The following is an 18737-nucleotide window of genomic DNA, read 5'->3' as shown; positions in this document are numbered from 1 at the left end:
GTTACTATGGGTTCGGCGTTAGTCAAGGGAAAACCCGACTAATCCACTCGACTTTTTAGATGTGGGACATAATAATCAGGCTTGTTTGCCCCGCGTGCATAAGATTTGGGACAAACAAGCCTGGTATTTTGTCTCGGCTACGATGAGAGGGTAGGTATGCTCATTTCTTCTAAGGGCCGCTATGCCCTCCGTCTGATGATCTATATCGCAGCGCTTGGTGACGCCGAGGGCAAGATTGCCCTTCGCGAGGTTGCTGACCGCGAGCATATTTCACAAAAGTATTTGGAGCAGCTGGTTCGTCCGCTCATGAAGGCGGGCCTGCTTAGGAGCGTGCGCGGTAAGGGCGGCGGCTACATGATGGCGAAGGACCCGGCCGAGGTGCGCGCCGGCGACATCCTGCGTGCCGTCGAGGGCAGCACGGCTCCGGTGGCGTGCGATGGCATCGACAACAGCTGCACCCGCAGCGATTTGTGCTCGACCGTCAAGTTCTGGCGCGGTTTGGACGACGTGATCGAAAAGTACGTCGACGGCGTGACGTTGGCCGACTTGGCCGCCGTTCCCGAGATCAACTTTGACATTAAGCTGTAGGGCTGCAAATGGCATCTCTCGACAAGGTGTATAAGCAAATTGAAGTTTTTGCTCGGGAATGTGACGCCGAGAAGGTTGTGCTGTTTGGCTCCCGCGCTCGAGGTGACAACTTGCCTAAGAGCGATATTGACATCGCAGTAGCAGGTTGCCGGGATTTCGGCCGGTTGTCATATTTGATCGAGGAGCGTCTTGATACTCTTTTAGATGTAGATGTCGTCAATCTCGATGAGCCCTTATCGCAGCAATTGCTCGATGAAATTGCCAGGGATGGTGTGATTCTGTATGAAAAAATATGAGAACTTTGCCAGCGCGTTGGCGAATCTTGAGGATGCGCCCAATCAGGATCTCAACAATGATTTTGTTCAGAGTGGATTGATTAATAAGTTCAATCTTCAATTTGAACTGAGCTGGAAGCTCCTTAAGCGTCTGCTCGAGTATGAGGGCGCCACGCTTGCCGCGTCGGGGTCTCCTCGTGCCATCTTGAAGGAGTCCTACCGATTCTACGACTTTATTGATGAGGCAGCCTGGCTGGATATGCTCAGAGACCGCAATACGAACGTCCATATCTACGACAACAAGCTCGCTCAAGATTTGATTCAGCGCATCTTGAACGTATATATTCCCGCTTTCTGTCAGTTGAGAGACGGGCTGACGAAACGTTACGGCGAGCTTCTGTTGGCGCCCGATGACCAGTTTGTCTAATTCCTTAAGATTTCGCGGAGGGTTGTTGCCGTTTACCGAGGGGTTGTTGTGCAACAACGGGTGAGCTGCAATACTTAATTCTATCTTTGCAAACCGCACTTTAACTACACCAATGCAGGGAGGATCTTATGCAGCCCAAGCATTCTGCTATTGTCGCGGGCCTGACGCTGGCGCTTTCGTTTGGCGCCGTTTCCGCGCCGGCACCCGCCGCTGCCGAGGAGCCCACGCCGGGCATTGCCTCGGATGCCACCGATATCGATAAGGGTCTCTACACCCAGCAGTCCTTCTCGGGCGTGCTGAGGTCGGTCCAGGGCGTTTCGTTTGTCAACGTGACTCCCGAGATGAAGTACTTTACCAAGTACGAGAGCCATGGTAACTACAACCAGGGATTTTCGTATGGTGACGGCTATAACGCACTGGGTTACTATCAGTTTGATCGCCGCTGGTCGCTCATTCCGTTTATGAAGCAGGTTTACAACTACGATTCTGCCAAGTACAGCATGCTCAAGGATGCGATTGATCGCGGCAGCGAGATTTCCAACACGAGCAATGCCATGTACGAGAACGGCCAGCTCACCGAGTTGGGCCGTATTGCGCAGGAGGCCTTCCAGGGTGCTTACAACACCGATCCTGTTGAGTTCTCAGCACTTCAAGATGCTTATGCGTACAACTCGTACTATGCGGTGACCGAGGCGTGGCTCAAGAGCGGCCTGGGTATTGATATTTCGGGCCGCGCTGACTGCGTCAAGGGCATGGTGTGGAGCATTACCAACATGTGCGGCACTGGTGGCTGCAGGGACTTTTTCCGCTGGGCGAATCTTTCCAACGATATGTCCGATCGCGAGTTTGTGACGGCGCTTTCCAATAGCGTAGTCAACAATGTCGCCACTAAGTTTTCGAGTCAGCCCCAGTATCATGAGGGCTGGAAGAACCGCTACCGCAACGAGCTAAAGGACTGCTTGGTTTATATCGCTGAGGACGAGGCTGCCGCCGCGACGCCCGTGCAGCCCGAGCCCACGCCGGCGCCCTCGCCGACGCCTGATTCGAATGACGGCTCGAGTGACGATGCCAACGATGACAGGATGGATGCGCCCTCGACCGATGCTGACGGTAATGGCTCTGCTGGTGGCACTATCAACGACGGTTCCACCTCGAACGGCTCCGATTCGAACGGCTCTGCTGCGGGCGATTCGTCTTCAAGCTCTGCCGGCAATACGGACAGCGATGCTTCTGGTTCGACCGACGCTGACACCTCTAACTCATCCACCGGCTCGAGCGATTCGTCCGTTGGCACCGGCTCTAACAATGGCTCCGGCTCTGAAGCAACCCCTGATTCCGATGCTTCCAAGGACGACTCGAATAAGGCGCCGGACGCTCCCGTTGCTTCGCCGGACAAGAAGCCTTCTTTCTCCGTGCAGCTTGGTTCTACGCTGGGCTCTTCGCTGATGGCTGGTGTCAATAACGGCTCGACTCAGAACAAGGACAACTCTGATCAGGTTTCCACGGAAAAGACCGAGGCCGCAAAGGGCGACTCCAAGGACAAGGCTTCCGAGAAGACCAAATCCGATAAGGGTTCTGGCTCTGAGGCGAAGGACGACAAATCCGCTCAGAAGAAGGACGAGAGCAAGACCGAGGGCGAAAAGAAACAGTCCGAAGACGACGACAAGAGCGGTGCTGACAACCAAGTCCAGGAGCAAAATGACTCCAAAACGGTTACCACTACAACCACCACGACCACCACAACCAAGTCATCTGGCGGCAACATGCCCAAGACGGGCGACTTGATCGTGATGGCGAGCCTTGCCAGCGCGAGCTTGGCCACACTGGGCGCTACGTCTATCGTAAGTGGTAAGCATAAGCTTGATCAGCAGAAGAAAGCTTCTGGGGAGGACAGCTCGGAGGAGTAGCCTCTCGGTTGCTAGATAACTAAAGAGTTGGGACGGGGTCCGGTGCGAATGCATCGGCCCGTTTTTTGTTGTGCAACGATTAGGTGTGCCCCCTCACACCTCTTGTTGCTACCGTTGCCCGATATGTTCGCGCGGCGACATCGGTACGCGCGAGGCGGTCATTACAATTGGCATCGTGTTGCGATTTAGGGGGAACGTTTTGGTGTCTGAACAGGCAAATAATGGTTGTGCTGCCGGCTTTGGCGTGCGTTTGATTGGCTGTGATGACGATGCGATTTTGCCCATTGGCATGCACGACTATGCGGAAGCTCTTGGTTGCTGCATGCTGGTCGACAAGACCATGTTTATTGCCGATGTGTTGGACTGCGACGCGTCCGTTGTGGTGTGCTGTCGACCCGAGGGTTTTGGCAAGAGCATGAACTTGTCGATGCTCAGGGCTTTTCTGGAGCGTCCAGCGGTCGGTCGCGCTGGTCAGCGTTTGTTTGCCGATGCTCAGATTTGGGATGCAGACGGCGGGCGCTATCGGGATGAGTACGCTTGCTATCCGGTGATATCGCTGGACTTTTCTGGCGCTGCGAGGCGTGGCCCCGCTGTTACCGGCGCCGTGCGCGATGCCCTTTCGGGCGAGTGCGCTCGCTTGTTGGCGCTCTTGGAGGCTCCGGATTTAGCTCGAGACAAGGTGCGTCACATCGAACGCGTTGCGCGTGGCGCGGCGAGCGAGGATGAGGTCGCCTCGGTGCTTGGCGTGCTCATTGGGCTGCTGGAGATGGCCTGCGATGAGCAGGTTGTATTGCTCGTTGATGGGTACGACGCGGCGTGGTTGGGCCGTGCGTGCGCGAGGGGCGCTTCCGGCGCCGATCCGGCAGGGCTATTCGATCGCGTGCTGTTCGACGCCATTGCCACTGCGCGCGATTCGTTGCGGCTGACGTGTCTGATGGGGGAGTGCCCCGGTCCTGCCGAAGCGGCGCTTTCTTCGCGCGGCTGCTCGTATTGTCTGACGACGCCGCTGTCGGCGTGGTGTGACCGATGTTTCGGTTTTTCGGATGCCGAGGTCCAGGCTCTGTTGAGTCATGCTGGACGCGAGGAATGCCTGGATGATGCGCGTGAATGGCTCGAGGGATATCGGTTTGGTAGGGCCTATTGCTCGAGTCCAGCGCGTGTGATCGGTTTTCTGGACCGAGGCTGCACGGCGCCTGTGCGCGCCGATCTGTATGGGCATGCGGATTGCCTGAGTAGGGTAGTTGCCGGGTGGAATCTCGACCGCCTTTCGGTCTTGTTTGATTTGCTCGAGGCCCATGGGTGCGCTGAGGTCCCGCTTTGTTTGGGCACTGCAGAGCCAGATGTCTCGCCTGACGATGGCATGTGGACAGCGCTGTATCTGTCCGGTTTTCTCACGACGGATATGACTGAGGAGCCAGAGCATGGCGATCGCCTCCGTGCTTTGCGATTGCCCAATAAAGAGCTTCGCCAGGCCTTGCGTCTAGTGATTGTTGAGTGGTTTGAGTGCGCTGCCGAAGACATTCGAGACGTCGATGCGTTTCGCGACGGGCTGTGCCGTGGGAACGAGGATACCGTGAGGCGGGCGCTAAGCCGCATCCTGGGGGATGCGGGGATCGGTGAGACCGACCCAGATAAACCGCCGCCATATCATCTGCTCTTGCAGGGGCTCTGCTTTGGCTTGCCGGGCTATGCCAATCCTGCCTCGAGGCGAAAGTGTGGCGCAGGTCGCTGGGACATCCAGGTTTTCCCTACGGGTGCTGTGTTCGACGTAGCAGATACGATTGGCATGCTGGACGAGCGCCCGCTGATAACGATTAACATGATGTATGACCCCGATGTTGATGCGCTGGGCCTGGAATTGCTGGCCGTGCAGTCGCTACTCGACATAGAGCGCGACGGCATCGACGAAATCCGTGTGCCGCGACCCGGCGTGGGTCGCATGCGCTGGGGGTTCGGTTTTGATGGGCAGCGTGTGTCCGTGGTGTGCCAACGTCTGTAGCGGCGGTCGAAAGCCCTTTACTGTTCCGTGTCCTTCAGGGGTGGCATGGGCTTCCAGTTGGGGTCCTTGACGATCTTGCGGGCGTCCTTCATGCCACGGCGCAGCGCCGGAATACCGGTCTTAAAGCACTTGTCAACGGCGGCCAGGCGAATGAACTCCTTGCAGAAGGTCGCGGCGTTGCCCAGACGGAACAGCATGGGGTGATAGTCGCCATAGATCTGCATGTAGCGGGCCAGATAACCGCGGTTGCGCATGATGTAGTAGCGGTTGGTGTCGCTCGTGGAGTTGAGTTGGCGCTTACCGGCGATGTCCCAGTTAGAGACAGCGCGGGCACGCTTGAGCACCACGTCGGCAACAACGGCGGCGGGGAAGTGTTGGCTGGCTACGTAGCCGTAGCAGGCATCGTCGCCGTAGATGAAGAAGCGCGCGTCAGGCAGGCCAATCTTGTCGACCACGCGGCGCGAGAACATGCCGCCCTCAAAGCACAGCTGGTTCATGGCGCGATAGCCCTCGGGGCCTAAATCCCACTTGGCGACGGGGTTGGGAATGCCGAGCGAAAGGATGAGCTGGTACTGCCAAAAGAAGGCGCCGCCGTCAAAGTCCAGGCGCGAACCCTGGATGACGTCGTAGCGGTCGGTCCACTTGGCCAAGCGCTCGATGCCTTCGGGGATGACGAGCACGTCGTCGTCCATGACCCAGAACCACTGGGCCCCCAAGTCGTAGGCGCATTTAGTGCCGGCGGAGAAGCCGCCCGCACCGCCGCCGTTTTCGAGCTGCGGGGCGTAGATGACACGGTCGGTGCCGCCCTGCGCGTCGGGCTGCTCGGTGTCGATGCCCCACAGGTTGGCCAGGCGCTCGTTGAATGCGGTGCACATGGCCTCGGTCTCGCGCGAATTCTCGTTATCGACAATCACGATGCGCCAGGGCGTTGCCGTGAGCTCGGTCATGGAGTCGAACAAGTTGGCCAGGAGTTCCTGGCGCTTGTACGTAACGACGACGATGGCGAGCTTGTCGATGGGGGCGGGAAGGGTTGAAGGCATGGGGCAATATATCCTTTCACGCGCGGCGGGCGAGCGCTGCACGGAAGCTATCGAATACGTCCTTGGGACTGTCCTATTGTAAAGGCTCGGCGCACCTTAGCGGCAAGCTTTGAATAAAACGCAGGAACCTGCCATGGGCCCGCCGCATGACGTGGGGCTGCTTTGCCCGCAAGAGGCTCCATAGATTATATAAACGCCCGCTGGCGCGCTGACCCTTTGATACCATGAAACGACAGGTATTTCCTAAGGAGCACATTTGTCTACTAACGCCTCTGGCAGCCCTGTTCTGTCGCTGCTTATTCCCATTTACAATGTTCAGCGCTACCTGCGCGAGTGCCTCGATTCCGCCCTGGCGCAGACGCTCAAGGATATTGAGATCATCTGCATTAACGACGGGTCGACCGACAACTCGCCGGCGATTATCCGCGAGTATATGGAGCGCGATAGGCGCGTCAAGATGATCGACAAGGCCAACAGCGGCTACGGCGACTCGATGAACCACGGTCTGGAGATGGCGCGTGGCAAGTACGTTGGCATCTTGGAGTCCGATGACTTTATGGCGCCCGACGCACTCGAAAAGCTTGTCTCGGCTGCCGATAGCAATAATGCCGACTTTGCGAAGGCGAACTTTGATTTCTACTGGTCTAAGCCCGAGGAGCGCCGTTCGCTGCACGAGATGTTTAAGGCCAAGGACTGCGGCAAGCCGGTGCACCCGAGCGATACGACGCGGTTCTTTAAGCAAAAGCCGTCGATTTGGTCGGCCGTGTACCGTCGCGATTTTCTTGACCGCAACGGCATTAAGTTTCTGCCGACTCCGGGGGCATCCTTTCAGGACACGTCATTCGCCTTTAAGGTGATCGCGTGCGCCGATAAGGCTATTTACCTGCACGATGCCGTGTTGTCGTATCGCCAGGACAACGAGAATTCCTCGGTCAATTCTTCGGCTAAGGTCTTTTGCGTCAATACCGAGTATGCCGAGATTGAGCGTTGGATTCGAGAGGATTATGCCCGTGACCACGCAAGCGGCGATGTCGCGCGCATGCTCAAGTTCAATCAACTCATTAAGTACGATTCGTATATGTGGAACTACGTGCGTTTGGCGCCTAAGTTCTATAAGGAGTTCCTGGTTCAGATGGCCAAGGAGTTCCAAGCGGCCTTGGACGCCGGGGACTTTTCGCTTGACGACCTCAAGCCGTGGAAGCGCGCAAATCTCGCTGCCATCCTCAAAGATCCTGAGGGCTGGGTTGACGAGCATCCGAGTTTTGCGACGGATGGTGCCTTGGGGCGTGCTAAGTATTACGCCTCGGTTGGAGGCCCAGGCGTGGTTGCTGCCTTCCTTATCGAATCGCTGAGGGGGTAGGTCGGCATGGGAGAGGTCTCGTGTCCTAAAGCTACCATTGTCGTCCCCGTTTACAACTCTGCGCGTTCTATTCAGCGATGCGTCGATTCGCTGTTGGCCCAGTCCGAGCGCTCGATTCAGGTTGTCTGCGTTAACGACGGTTCGACTGATGATTCGTTGAACGTGTTGCGCCGGATCGCGCAGGCCGACGATCGCGTACTGGTGATTGACCAGGAAAACGCGGGCGTCTCGTGTGCTCGAAATGCCGGAATCGATGCCGCCGAGGGCGAGACTGTCTTTTTTGTGGACGCCGACGATTACATCGATGCCCAGACGATCGAGCGCGTGCTGCATGCCATGGAATCTGCAGATGCCGAGGCCGCCGTTTTTGGCGGCGTCTGTGAACCTGCCGATGCTGCCCCCAAACGCGTCCAGCAACTCATGAGCCCCAAAGCTGGTATCTTTGGCGCCCGTGATCCCCAACTGCTGTTCCATTCGAATGCGCAGCCCTATGCCTGCCGTGCGGCTTTTTCGCGCGAGCTGCTCAATCGCGAAGGTATTCGCTTCGCCCCCGGTTTGGCTTTGGGCGAGGACGTCGTCTTCCAATTTGCGGCTTATGCGCTTGCCCGCAAGACCGTTGTCATGCCGGACAAGTTCTACCACTACGTGATGGAGAGCGAATCGGCGACGCACGAGTTCAACAGTGTCGAGGCTCGCGCCAAAAAGCTTGACGCCCACATGAGGATGCTCGAGGAAGTCTTGGAGGACTGGGCGGCCTACGGTCTTTTGGACCTGTGCCCCGGCGAGCTGATAACTTGGTTTTTGGACCTCATTGTGTTCGACCTGGCGCGCTTGGATGCCGATGACTTCCATCGCGTGGCGGCTCGCGTCAACATGGACCTCACGACGTTTTTGGGAACGGAGTGGGCGGATATGCCTGCTAAGGGCGCCGTTCGCCGTGTTGCTCACAAGCTCGTTACGGCGACCTCGGGCGTTACGATGGCAGACGCCACGCTGTTCTATCTTTCGACTCGCGGTCTCAAAGCCTGCCTGGAGCGCTTTATCTAATTCCAAGCGCTGCCGCCCGCCGCAACTCGGCTGCTAAAATAACCCTGTTACACGCTATTCAACAGGAGGTTCTCTTGCAGAACTCTGATACCCCTAAAGTTTCGCTGCTTGTCCCCATTTGCAATGTCGAGCGCTACCTGCGCGAGTGCCTCGATTCCGCCGTGGCGCAGACGCTCAAGGACATCGAGATCATCTGTATCAACGACGGCTCCACCGATAGCTCGCCGGATATCATCCGCGAGTACATGGAGCGCGACCCCCGTGTGAAGATGATCGACAAGGCCAACAGCGGCTACGGTGACTCGATGAACCGCGGCCTGGAGATGGCGCGCGGCGAGTACGTGGGCATCCTTGAGTCCGACGACTTTATGTTTGAGGATTCGCTCCAAAAGCTGGTCGCCAAGGCCGATGCTGAGCATGCCGATGTGGTGAAGGGCGACTTTTACCTGTATTGGTCCACGCCCAGCGAGCGCCGTGAGCTGTTTGGGATTATCGACGAGCATATGACGGGCGCCGCGTATCGCCCCGTCGATCGCCCGGGCATCTTCTACCGCAAACCTTCCATTTGGTCGGCTATCTATCGGCGCGAGTTCCTCAACGATAATCAGATTCGGTTCCTTCCCACGCCGGGAGCTTCGTATCAGGACGCAGGCTTTAACTTTAAGGTTTGGGCTTGCGCCGAGCGTGCCGCGTTTATTGCGGCTCCCATTTTGTGCTATCGCCAGGATAACGAGAAGAGCTCCGTTAATTCGCCCAACAAAGTGTTTTGCGTGTGCGACGAATATGCCGAGATGCAACGTTTTTTGGACGAGCGTCCCGAGCTCAAGGCTCAGCTCCAGGGCATTTTAATGCGCATGAAGGTCGATACGTACCGTTGGAATGATGAGCGTCTGGTCGATGAGCTACGCGAGCAGTTTTGGGAGAAGGCTTCACCCGAGCTGAAGGCCGATTGGGATGCCGGTTGCTTTGACCTGTCGCTGTTCGACCCGCGTGGCGAGACCGATTTGCGTCTGATGGTCAAGTCGCCTCGCGCCTATATCGATTCGCGCTTTGACTTTAAGAAGCCGGGCAAGCTCAATACGTTTAAGCATTACTTTAAGATTGGCGGCCTGCCGCTGGTGTGGCGCGTGCTGACGTATCAGCGCACCTACGGCGACAACCCGCACCCTGATGACGTTCCCGCCGCACAGTAGGAGCGAGTGATTATGGCTACCCCCAAGATTTCCGTTGTCGTTCCCATCTATAAAGTGGAGGAGTGCCTGACCTGGTGCCTGGACTCCCTGCTTGCGCAGGACATGCCCGATTGGGAAGGCGTGCTGGTCAACGATGGCTCGCCGGACGGCTCGCGCGATATTGCGGTTGCCTATTGCGAAAAGGACGCGCGCTTTACGCTGGTTGATAAGGAGAACGGCGGCCTGTCGAGTGCGCGTAATGCAGGCATCGCCGCGTCCACGGCGCCTATCGTCGCGTTCTTGGATTCCGACGACCGCTTTACGCCCGATGCATGCCGAGTGATCGTCGATGCCTTTGAGCGCGAGGACTGCGACGTTTTGACCTTTGGCGCGAATCCGTATCCGCTGGAGGCGGGGTATCCGTGGCTTAACTTTGTGCTGAGCCCGCGCGATGTGTCGTTTGAAGGCTATAACTCTGACTTGCTGTTTAAGGAAGCATCTCGCCCCTTTGCATGGCGCACCGCCTGCAAGCGTGAGTTTTTGCTGGGCAACGGGATCGTGTTCGACGAAACCGTTAAGTACGGCGAGGACCAGGTCTTCGATTTTGCCGTGTACGGTCGTTCGCACAAGACCGCGCTTATCTCGAACAAGCTGTATGACTATCGCGTGGCGCGCAAGGGCTCGCTCATGGACACCATGCGCTACGACGACGAGACACGTCTGCTGGAGCACGTGAAGATTTACTCCGCGGTGCTGGCTGACTGGCGGCGCGACGGTCTCGATGCTCAGCATGCCGATGACCTGGCGTACTTCCTCTGCGATCTGGTGCTGTACGATGCGCTCAGGTTGCTGGGTTCGGACTGCGGCAAGGTGTTTGCTGCCGTTGCCACGGCGCTCGCCGGCTCTGCCGTGGGCAGCGTTGCTGCGCTCGCACAATGCGCTCCTTCTGTTGCTGTTATGGTGCGTGCGGCGCTTACCAGCAAGGCCCCCAATGCCCGCGAGTGCAAAAAGCTCATGTTCGATTACGACGTCTTGAGGTTTGGGCGCCTGGGTGCCTGCAAACGCATGGCAGCGAACGCCCTGGGAAAGCGAGAGGTGTAGATGAGTATCAAGCGTTTGGCGCTTTGCCGCAGTCAGGGCCGTCTATTTGTGCTGCTTCGTTTTGCCGGTCAGGATGTCGCCGCGCTTATTGAGCGGGAGGGTTCTCAAGCGTTTGCCCATGCGACGACGAGCGGTTCTTGTGTGCCGTCGCTGGTACTCCCGGTTGACCATGGCCGTGTGCTGGCGCTTTGCCCTTCCGTTGCCGATTACGAGCGCGAGCTTGCCGTCTTGGTGCTTCCGTTTTTGGATGGCTCTGCGATCGACGCTGCATTTGTGTCCGGTGGCCAAAAGCTTGGCTCCATTCGCCTCGATAGCCGCGTGGCCAAGCTGGAATCCAAGATTAACTACAAAGCAAAGCCTGCGATGTGTGCACTCGTTCGCGATGCACAGCGCAGCGAGTGCTGCGGTCGCTATGAGATCGATGCCGTTCGTTATTTACCGGCAGACGTCGGCGCGGTGTGGCGCTATGAGGTTACCTGGGCTGGGGACCTCCAGTGCGCACCTGAGCTCCAGATCTTCGATGCGCATATGAATGTCATCGATGCCACCGTGCATGTGTTTGAATCGCAGGGCGATGTGCCGCAGCGCAACGGTTGCCGCGTCAATAAAACGTATCTGAGCGTAGAGATGCCTCAGGATATACGGGATTTTGTCGCGATTGCGAGTGATCCCACAGAGCAGATTCAGAGCGGTTTTTGCGCCATGGATGGTCGCCTGTACAACGGCATGGTCGACGACAGCTGGAACCGCATGAAGGACGCGCGTGCAGACGACGCAGCTTATCGACGTTGGTTTGAGCAGCATCGCGCAAAGCCGGCCGATCTGGCGTGCCAGCGTGTCGCTTCGGCGGCCTTTGCCTATAGACCGCTCGTGAGCATTGTGGTGCCGTGCTACAAGACAGATCGGGTCTACCTGCGCGAGCTGCTGGACTCGGTGCTAGCCCAGAGCTATGACAACTGGGAATTGCTGCTTATGGACGCCTCGCCCGAATGGGATGCGGTGGCCAATCTTGCGGCAGGCACCCACGACGAGCGCGTTCGTCGCATTGGGCTGCCCGGCAACGGCGGCATTGTGGTCAACACCAACGCAGGTATTGAGCAAGCGATGGGCGACTACATCGCGTTCTTGGACCACGATGACATTCTGGAGCCGGACGCGTTATTCCACTATGTTTCCGCGCTGAATAAGGCGGCCGAGGACGAGCGTCCCCAGGTCCTATTCTGCGACGAGGACATGTTCCAGAAAACGGGGGAGTGGGGCCAGCCGGTCTTTAAGACCAAACTCAACGTCGACCTGCTCTATAGCCATAACTGCGTGACGCATTTCCTGATGGTGGAGAAGACGCTTATCGATCGTATCGGCACGTCCCCAGAAGACGTTGCGGGTGCCCAGGACTACGACCTGACGCTTCGCTGCCTTTCGGCGGACGCGCGGTTTGAGCATGTTGCGCACGTGCTGTATCACTGGCGCGTTCATCCGGGATCGACCGCCGACGGATCCGCCGACAGCAAACCGTATGCCATCGAGGCCGGGCGCCTGGCTCTGCAGCGCCACTTTGACTCGCTGGGCGTTCACGGAACGGTCGAGGAGACCGAGACGCCGTTTGTCTACCGCATGCGCTATGCGCTGCCGGAGCCTGCGCCACTGGTGAGCATTGTGATTCCCACCAAGGACCATGTTGAGACGCTCGATGCTTGTGCGATGTCGATCGCCCAGAAGGCCACGTATGCCAACTACGAGATCGTCTTGGTGGAGAACAACAGCGAAGCCCCGGAGACGTTTGCGTATTACGAAACCCTGCCGGAGCGCGTGGTCGCGGCATCTGAGGGCAAAGGTAGCGCGCGCGTTGTGTACTGGCCGGGCGAGTTCAATTACTCCCAGATCATTAACTTTGGCGTGGAGCATGCCAAGGGCGACTATCTGCTGCTGCTCAACAACGATACCGAGGTCATAAGCCCCGACTTTATCGAAGAGATGATGGGTTATCTGCAGCGTCCCGATGCGGGCGTGGTGGGCGCCAAACTCTACTTTGCCGATCATCTGGTGCAGCATGCCGGCATTGTGGTTGGGGTGCGCGGCGCACTTGCCCATGCCAACCAGGACTTCTCGGCAAAGCGCGAGGGCTATCTTGCTCGTGCCGTACGACCGGGCAGCTTTAGCGCCGTAACAGGTGCCTGTCAGATGGTCCGACGCGACGTATTTGAGCGGGTCGGAGGCTACGACGAGGAATTCGCCGTCGGCTTCAACGACGCGGACTTTTGCCTTCGTGTGTGGGAGGCGGGCTACCGCACCATCTTTACGCCCTATGCCGAGCTGTATCACTACGAGTTCACCTCGCGCGGCAGGGAAGAGGCCAACGAGGAAAAGCTGCGCCGCTGGAAGCGCGAGCAGGCACTGTTCATGCGGCGCTGGCCTGAGTTCTTCCTCGATGGCGACCCGTGGCTCGGACCAAACCTATCCTCCGACAGTGAGTACTTCTCGTTTTAGTGCGAAGTAATGCCAAGTTCCGGCAAAGTATCTTCAAGAGCCGCAAGAGCGGTGGGGTTCAAGTACTCCTCGTTCAAGCAGCTCTTGTCATATCGAAAACGTGTGTCTCGTGAGCATTCGATGAGTTCTGCAGTAAAGAACTTCTCCCAGCTAAAGAACTTTGAGCTTTCGATATGTTCAGCGGGGTTAAGCAGCATGTCCTTAATGTGTTTGCTGTTGAATAATCCCGACTTCAACACGAGCCATTCAAACGATTCCGGTAGGAATAGCTTGATGTTCTTTCGGCGCAATAGAGCAGCTGCTTCCGCAATTTCTGGTCCAAAGGCGGCGCCGTCGGCAATCACGAGGATGTCGTTTTCCGGTGCGTCCATAATGCAGTTGCAAATGTTTGATTTTCCTCCCGCGCTGATGCACTTAATGCTGCTCTTTTTGCATAGCAAACTGAAGAATTCGTAGCCCGAATTTGTGTCCTCGACGATGACAAGCTCGGGCCTCTCGCCTCTAAAATCAGTATCACCGTAAATACGATATGTAGAGGTGTAGACACGAGAGTAAACGGGATACTTCGTTGTGGTTCGGTTGGTGTTCTTAAGACCGTAGATTTCATCAGCGCTATAGGGCAGTTGACGCAGTGACTCTCTGGCGACGATTACGTAGTAGTTTGAGCTACGTTTTGCTTCATGGGCAAATTCTCTTGATCGAACAAAAGTATTGCCCTCATCAATAAATACAATACTGCTGGAAATTTCTTGGAGATCTCTGCGCCAATATTTTCCAGATATTGTTTTACAGGGCACTTTGCAACTTACTGTTACGCCGCTTTGTGCCCCAAGATCTTCGTGAGCTGCCACCATTTCAAGCAAAGTTGTCTTGCCTGTAGCACTGTTGCCTTGGATGATGGTCAGATTTCGATTGATGGTCAGTTTAAACTGAACCCGGTTATTTTGAATAGTTACCTTGTATGATCCGCGCATCAGGAGTTCTCCCTTAGGCATTTTCCAGCTATGGGGACAAGGTCAAACATCGTGTGAACGACATCGCCTGTGTTCGCAATGGCAGCCGTGAATTTTCCGTTTCCGAAATCCATTAAATGGTAGAGATTGATTGTTAGATCCTTTTGCGCGGCGATCCTCAGAATCCAGTAGGCGCAATTATCACCGCAATTTGAGGCGTTATATATATTCTGCGGCATAAAGTACATAAGCAGTAGTGTTTTGGTGCCGCTGGATAGTTTCTCGGGAGGAATGACGCCTAGAATCTTGGTATCGATTGCATTGGGGCCTACCACGGTGCCTTTATCGATGGATTTAATGACCCTTTGGGCAAAGGAGTCTTGAAACCACTGGGGCGAATAGACGTTATCGAAGTAAACCGACGTGTTGTAGATAACGTTTTCCATATCACCATAGTGAATTGTTAGCACGTTAGCTCCTTCGGCTTGCTGATTTGGCATTTAGTGAGATTGATTATATCGCAGCACATTAGGCGGGCGTTATCGGCCCGCGGTAGATGTGATTGATGACCAAGGTTTGTATTTTGTTGCTTTATTAATCAGTTCACTCGTTTAATCAGTTCGTTCATGCGCTAAGTTTGCCTTAGAAGCTATTCAGCGTAACGGTTGAGGTGTGGCGACTCATATTTAAATTGCAGTCACAAAGACACCTTTTATCGATTTCCCGTTGAAATACTGAATTGATAGTTTAAAAATAACTTAAGAGAGCCTTAAATCTCGGAGAAAGGATGTCGTATGAAAAACCTTCGAGAAAGATGGCGCGGACTAACAGTGCTGGGAGTTGTTGCATTTGCCGCTGCCTGCATGACGGTTGCCCCGGTGCCCTCATTTGCTGATATTGCTGGCGGTGGCGGAGACGGTGGACCGATTACGGAATGGTGTTCCGACGGTCGTCCGAAGACTGGACTCGTTCGGTGCGAGGACGGCAACCTTCGCTATTTCGATCCCGAAACTGGCGCCATGGTCACGAACCAGTGGCATAACGAATACGAAGCTGTCTGGTACTATTTTGGCGCTGACGGGATCGCGGTGTCGGGCTGGCAGTCTATCGGTGGGGACAAGTATTACTTTTACCCCGAAAGCCATGATATGGCATACGGCCGAGTTCAGATTGACGGCAAGAACTACTTCCTGAACACCCCTGGTGCCAACGCCGATGGCCGCATGCAGCATAGCGGCTGGCTCTATGACTCCATCTATGGAAAGTGGTTCTATGCGACCTTCAGTGGCGAACTGCTGACCGGTTGGCATAATATCGGTGGAACTTGGTATTTTTTCGACGAGTATGGTGTCATGCTGACCGGCTGGATCAACGTTTCGGGGACGTGGTACTACGCCAACGCTTCCGGTGCGATGGTCACTGGCTGGCTCAATATCGGCGGTACGTGGTTCTACCTCGATGGCTCGGGCGCCATGGTTGCTAACGGCTGGCGCAGCCTGGGCGGCTCCTGGTACTGGTTCGGCGATTCCGGCGCGATGGCTACCGGCTGGTTCTTGGCAGGTGGCTCTTGGTACTATGCGAGTGGTTCGGGCGCCATGGTAACCGGCTGGCTCAGCAATGGCGGCACGTGGTATTGGCTCGGAGGTTCGGGCGCTATGGCCTCTAACTCTTGGGCCAACGTTGGTGGAGTTTGGTACTGGTTCGACGATTCCGGCGTGATGGCCACCGGCTGGCGTCAGATCGGCGGCGCCTGGTACTACTTTAGCGGTTCCGGCGCTATGGCCCACGACTCCTGGGTCGGCGACTACTACCTCCAGTCTTCCGGTGCCATGGCTACTAATGCCTGGATCGGCTCCTATTATGTCGGCGAGGACGGTAAGTGGATTCCGGGCTACGGCCTAGTTTGGTATAAGAACGGTAGCAATGTTTACCATACGCATAAGTGCCGTACCGTTGGTAAGGACGCAAAGGGCTATTCGCGGATCTCTATTCAGGAGGCCCAGAGGCGTGGTGCTTCACGAGAGTGCAAAAACTGCCAGCAAATTGGCTAGCACATTACTGAGTTAGTTTTGATTGAGACCCCGTTGCCCTGAGGTGACGGGGTCGCTGCGTGATTGGATACCGTGCTGCTATGAAGAAATGCTCATTCGGGGTGCTGGTCTTTTCCGGCCTTGTTTCTTTGGGGCTCCTTTTGAGTTCGCCCTCGATGTTATACGCCCTTGATTCGAATAACACTGACGAAGGTTCCGCATCTAACGTTGCTATTGCTTCTGTTGAGTCAGCCATTGATGCTCAGCGCGATTCGACCTTCGCTGTCGAGCAGAACTCTCAGGTGGATAATGAGACCCCTTCTGAGGTTTCGAATCAAATTGTTTGGCATCAGGGGTGGATATCACCCGAAGAAGGGGCTGGTTTTTGGCGTTGGGGCTTGTCCGACGGAACGATCGCTGTTTCCTCTTGGAGACATATAAACGGTAGCTGGTACTGGTTCGACGACGAAGGTCGAATGGCTCAGGATGGATTGGTCCAAGTCGGGGGTGCGACTTATGGATTCTCCTCTTCGGGTGCAATGCGTGTCGGCTGGTACCTAGATTCTACGGGCTCCACTTCTGCTTGGCGTTATTTCTCCGGCTCTGGCGCTCTGGTAAAGGGCTGGCTCTCGGATGGGGGTCGTTGGTACTGGCTTGATCCTGCAGATGGTTCTATGGCCACCGGGCTGAAAGAATGTAATGGCACCTCTTATATCTTTAACAGTTCGGGGGCCATGCTCTCCTCCCAGTGGGCGCTTATTGACAACAACTGGTATTACGCTGACTCCAACGGCTTGCTGCATGGAGGCTGGTTACTTCTAGGGAATTCTTGGTATTACCTGGATCCAGGAAGCCATATTATGCTCACGGGCTTTGTGCAAGTGGGTACATCCTCCTATTTCCTTACGAGTTCAGGTGCCATGGCAACAGGCTGGGCACTTGCTGATGATACTTGGTACTACGCCGCATCAAACGGAGCAATTCAACGAGGGCGATGGATAAAGTCCGGAAGCGCCTGGTATTACCTTGATGATGTATCCGGCGCAATGCGTACTGGTGAATATACGGTAGGCGACACGCGCTATTATTCTTATGATTCCGGTGCGATGGCATCTTCGTGCTGGATCAACTTGAGCGACGGTATTTCATGGGCGAATTCGTCTGGAGCACTGAGCGAGCCGTTGCCTACTTCATCTGATGGATCTCCCGTAATCGCTGATCGTGCCGACTTGTCTTCATTGCCAGGTACAATTCATATTGGAGACTCGGTTTTCTATGCGGACGCAAACGGTGTCGTTAATGTGGCATCTGGTTGGATTATGTCGAATGACGCTTCTGACGAAAGCGACAACACTTGGTACTACACATCTTCCAATGGTGTCCTTAAGTCTGGTTGGCAATATGTCAACGGCGCGTGGTATTGGATGGATCCTTCCACATTCAAGATGAAAACTGGATGGCTTAATGACGGCGGTACGTGGTACTGGCTCCAGCCTTCGGGCGCCATGTTTGCTAACGGGTGGCTGAAAATCGATGGCGTTGACTATTACTTCAATGCAAGTGGTGCATGGTTGAATACGTCTGGTTCTGTTTTAGGGGTTAATAGGTCCAGCCTGGTCAATTGGCTTATGAGCCACGAGAACGATGGCTATTACCGTGGAACACGCTATGATACGCATCTTAGCCAAGAATCATGCATGCATCCAAAGGGTGATCCTCGTTGGGACGGGTATACCGGTATGAACTGCGGCGGATTTGTATCGCATGCATATATGAAAGCAGGCGGGGATTTAGCTCCAATTGCCGCCGAGCAGAGCCATTCCCCTTGGAGTGGTGGTCCCGGAAGGGGCGGCTGCGTTAACGCTTATCGTTGGTACGGCTACGCTATCGATACGTGCGCAAACGTGACTTATTTCAACTCTATTGATGAGTTGTTACGTAGCGGTTTGGCTCGTAAGGGGGACATTGTGTTCTTCAATCCTTACAACCCATATGCGGACGATAGCCACATTGGCTTTTTCTGGGGCAATTCGCCGAGCGAAAACTTGTTTTGGCATAGTGACGGTTATGGAAACCGTATTTCTGGTTTGACTGCTTTGGGTCCATCGAAAGTAATATTGATTCGTTAGAATTCCGAGTTGTAGGGGACTCTCTGGGCCCCCTGCCTTTTTGACATCTGGTTTGAAAGCTAACTGATGTCGGCATTCTTTGGGCAAAGAGTAGGGACCAGGAGTCCTTGGTTTCACCCTGCTGGGAAGTTCTTGTTTACATTGTGGTATTGCGTGCAGTTATTTGTCGTCCTAGATGGCGCCTTGTCCAGTTGGATGTTCGGGAATCTTTCACAGCCATGC

At 55.7% G+C, this 18737-nt stretch carries 15 protein-coding genes; 12 read left to right on the top strand and 3 right to left on the bottom strand.

The window, feature by feature from the left end; translation table 11 throughout:
- Positions 1–156 precede the first annotated feature (156 nt).
- The 5 genes from HMPREF9463_RS08965 (at position 157) to HMPREF9463_RS08945 (ending at position 5196) form a co-directional block, all read left to right on the top strand.
- Positions 157–588, top strand: a complete 432-nt coding sequence (locus HMPREF9463_RS08965) for an RrF2 family transcriptional regulator (RefSeq protein WP_035138650.1) — start codon at positions 157–159, stop codon at positions 586–588.
- Positions 589–596: 8 nt separating this feature from the next.
- Entirely contained in the window at positions 597–884 is a 288-nt protein-coding gene (locus tag HMPREF9463_RS08960; protein WP_035138649.1) for a nucleotidyltransferase family protein, read from the top strand.
- Positions 871–1290, top strand: coding sequence for an HI0074 family nucleotidyltransferase substrate-binding subunit (locus HMPREF9463_RS08955; RefSeq protein WP_035138648.1), 420 nt, complete (start codon positions 871–873; stop codon positions 1288–1290). The genes HMPREF9463_RS08960 and HMPREF9463_RS08955 overlap by 14 nt, the downstream gene beginning before the upstream one ends.
- A gap of 128 nt (positions 1291–1418) precedes the next feature.
- Positions 1419–3197 (top strand): VgrG-related protein, encoded by a 1779-nt coding sequence (locus tag HMPREF9463_RS08950; RefSeq protein ID WP_052044201.1) that lies wholly within the window; start codon positions 1419–1421, stop codon positions 3195–3197.
- A 202-nt stretch (positions 3198–3399) separates the two neighbouring features.
- Positions 3400–5196 (top strand): AAA family ATPase, encoded by a 1797-nt coding sequence (locus HMPREF9463_RS08945; protein WP_148334221.1) that lies wholly within the window; start codon positions 3400–3402, stop codon positions 5194–5196.
- 17 nt (positions 5197–5213) lie between these two features.
- Here the strand turns inward: HMPREF9463_RS08945 and HMPREF9463_RS08940 are convergent, their stop codons facing one another.
- Positions 5214–6236, bottom strand: a complete 1023-nt coding sequence (locus HMPREF9463_RS08940) for a glycosyltransferase (protein ID WP_035138645.1) — start codon at positions 6234–6236, stop codon at positions 5214–5216.
- Positions 6237–6492: 256 nt separating this feature from the next.
- Here HMPREF9463_RS08940 and HMPREF9463_RS08935 point away from each other — a divergent pair, with 256 nt between their 5' ends.
- The 5 genes from HMPREF9463_RS08935 (at position 6493) to HMPREF9463_RS08915 (ending at position 13403) form a co-directional block, all read left to right on the top strand.
- Positions 6493–7596 (top strand): glycosyltransferase family 2 protein, encoded by a 1104-nt coding sequence (locus tag HMPREF9463_RS08935; protein ID WP_052044200.1) that lies wholly within the window; start codon positions 6493–6495, stop codon positions 7594–7596.
- A gap of 6 nt (positions 7597–7602) precedes the next feature.
- Positions 7603–8643, top strand: coding sequence for a glycosyltransferase family 2 protein (locus tag HMPREF9463_RS10535; RefSeq protein ID WP_052044199.1), 1041 nt, complete (start codon positions 7603–7605; stop codon positions 8641–8643).
- Between the two features lie 74 nt (positions 8644–8717).
- A complete protein-coding gene (locus tag HMPREF9463_RS08925; RefSeq protein ID WP_052044198.1) occupies positions 8718–9836 on the top strand; it encodes a glycosyltransferase family 2 protein in 1119 nt (372 codons plus the stop codon).
- A 12-nt stretch (positions 9837–9848) separates the two neighbouring features.
- Positions 9849–10916 carry a glycosyltransferase family 2 protein gene (locus HMPREF9463_RS10530; protein ID WP_052044197.1) on the top strand — a complete coding sequence of 356 codons (1068 nt, stop codon included), beginning with the start codon at positions 9849–9851 and terminating at the stop codon, positions 10914–10916.
- Positions 10917–13403, top strand: a complete 2487-nt coding sequence (locus HMPREF9463_RS08915) for a glycosyltransferase family 2 protein (protein ID WP_035138644.1) — start codon at positions 10917–10919, stop codon at positions 13401–13403.
- Here HMPREF9463_RS08915 and HMPREF9463_RS08910 read toward each other — a convergent pair.
- Positions 13400–14377 carry a hypothetical protein gene (locus tag HMPREF9463_RS08910; RefSeq protein WP_035138643.1) on the bottom strand — a complete coding sequence of 326 codons (978 nt, stop codon included), beginning with the start codon at positions 14375–14377 and terminating at the stop codon, positions 13400–13402. The genes HMPREF9463_RS08915 and HMPREF9463_RS08910 overlap by 4 nt on opposite strands.
- Entirely contained in the window at positions 14377–14826 is a 450-nt protein-coding gene (locus HMPREF9463_RS08905) for a DUF4869 domain-containing protein (RefSeq protein ID WP_035138642.1), read from the bottom strand. The genes HMPREF9463_RS08910 and HMPREF9463_RS08905 overlap by 1 nt, the downstream gene beginning before the upstream one ends.
- A 360-nt stretch (positions 14827–15186) precedes the next feature.
- Between HMPREF9463_RS08905 and HMPREF9463_RS08900 the strand changes: the two genes are divergently transcribed.
- Both HMPREF9463_RS08900 and HMPREF9463_RS10790 read left to right on the top strand, forming a co-directional pair.
- Complete coding sequence (locus HMPREF9463_RS08900) at positions 15187–16407, top strand: hypothetical protein (protein ID WP_052044196.1); 1221 nt, start codon at positions 15187–15189, stop codon at positions 16405–16407.
- A 59-nt stretch (positions 16408–16466) separates the two neighbouring features.
- The gene (locus tag HMPREF9463_RS10790) at positions 16467–18515 is read left to right on the top strand and encodes an N-acetylmuramoyl-L-alanine amidase family protein (protein ID WP_084591862.1); all 2049 of its coding nucleotides are present in this window, start codon (positions 16467–16469) and stop codon (positions 18513–18515) included.
- Positions 18516–18737 lie beyond the last annotated feature (222 nt).

Source organism: Collinsella sp. 4_8_47FAA, assembly GCF_000763055.1.
In the GTDB taxonomy this organism is placed as follows: domain Bacteria; phylum Actinomycetota; class Coriobacteriia; order Coriobacteriales; family Coriobacteriaceae; genus Collinsella.
Note: the sequence above shows the minus strand (reverse complement) of the source record. Positions and strands in the feature narration are given on the sequence as shown.